General features: G+C 58.8%; 2 protein-coding genes. One reads left to right on the top strand and one right to left on the bottom strand.

What is annotated here, in order from left to right:
- On the bottom strand, positions 1 to 840 hold an 840-nt coding region (locus NW809_RS12370), incomplete at its 3' end, for a CIA30 family protein (protein WP_414402278.1).
- Between the two features lie 391 nt (positions 841 to 1,231).
- Between NW809_RS12370 and psbV the strand changes: the two genes are divergently transcribed.
- Positions 1,232 to 1,708 (top strand): photosystem II cytochrome c-550 (psbV, locus tag NW809_RS12365; protein WP_414402277.1); only part of this gene is annotated, 477 nt, incomplete at its 3' end.

Genomic DNA, 1,708 nt, shown 5'->3' with positions numbered 1-1,708 from the left:
GATCCAGCGCAGGCCCAGTTGGAAGGGCCCAGGCCGAAAGCGGGGGTTGGGGCTGCCGTCCGCCTCAAACTTGCTCAGCATCAGTTGCAGGGAATAGATCTGGCGGGTATTCAAAGGGGGAGCAGCAACCCGGCGGGCGCGAAAGGTAGGCACCATCTCGGCAAAAGGCACCTGGACGGTCTGCTCTTCCCCTGGGGTGGTGTCGAAGGCATAGCCGTAGGCCGGGCTGTCCCAACCCCCTTGATCCCGCAGCAGAACCTTGTAGCGCTGCCCATCCCCCCGCAGCCGCAGCTCCAGGCCGGCAAACCCCGAAACATCCAAGGGAGGCTGCCAGTTGCGGGTGCGCGTGGAAACAAAGCCGCCGAAGTTGGCCGTGGAAACCTGCCCCGTAAACAGCAGCTCGCCCTCGCCCCAGAGCAGTTGGCTTTGGCTCACCCCGCCCATCACCACATCGTCTAGGATGCCCCAGAACTGGTTCACCTGGGGGTCAGGCCGGCGAAAGTCAAAGAGCATCTGTTCCGTCTGGCCGCTGCGGCGCAGCCGCTCCAGGTGGGCCTTAGCTTCCTCCCGGTTCTCCAGACCCAGGATGACCCTGGCTGTCACCTCATCCCCTCTCTCCTGGACTTCCGCCCCCTGCTGTTGCAGCGCCTCCGCCAGCCCCACTGGTAGGCCATCGCCCAAGAAGATCACGGGAAGAGGAGCTGAAGTCGCCAGGGAAGGAAGCATGAAGTCAACCGCTGCTGCTTGGAACCCATTCTGAACCCAGCGCCATAGGTCGGCAAAGGGCAGCGCTTCGTAGTAGGTCAGCGTGTTCCAAAACCGCCCCAGGTCCCAAGGCATTGCCTACCCACTTAGAGAACGCACGCAGGAGAGATGCTTACAGGATAGCCCCAGCCAGGGGATCCCTGGCAATTGAACCGCCTTTGAGGACTCCTCAACCCTATCTGTCCCAACCTCTGCTGTCCTCTCCAGGAGGAAAGAGATCCCTTCTCCGAGTTTGCTTTTGTGTATCGCATTGCCGATCTCGGCAGGGTGGGGGCAATAACCCGACCGTTGAAGGGGCCCTGAATTCGCAATCAAACTTAACACCAAGGTCGAAGAGAACGCCTTGCAAAACGGATCCCGGATCCCATCTGCAAATGATCTCGCAATGGTCTATTCTTGATCCTGTTGTCGGGTTTGTCGCTGGAGCAGAGCTGACCCCTTTTCTAAGATCGAACTACGGAGAACCATGTTTAGCAAATTTTTTTCTCTTCAGAAAGCGTTCGCGGCGGCGCGTCGTCGGTTACTGATCCTGATCTTGGTTTTGGGGATGGCCGGGTATGCCTGGGGGCCGGCCTTGGCGGCCAGGCAGATTCCTCCTGTAGCCTTGTCGCCAACCGAGTCCATCACTTTCACGGAAGCGCAACTGGCCAGAGGAAAGCAGTTATTCAACAGGGCCTGTGCCCAGTGTCATGTGGGTGGACAGACCTATCCCAATCCGGATGTTACCTTGAAGCTCTCGGATCTGGAGGGGGCAACACCTCCCCGCGATAATGTGTTGGCGATCGTGGACTACATCAAGAACCCGGTCACCTATGACGGGGTAGAGTCCCTGGTGGAATATCATCCCAACACCCAGCTTCTAAGTGAGTATCCTCGCCTGCGCAACCTCACCGATGAGGATCTGAAGTTAATTGCCGGCTACATCCTAGTGCAGGCTAAGACC

Source organism: Synechococcus sp. WC101, from assembly GCF_047461555.1.
GTDB lineage: Bacteria > Cyanobacteriota > Cyanobacteriia > Thermostichales > Thermostichaceae > Thermostichus.
This window is presented reverse-complemented; position numbering and strand designations above follow the sequence as displayed.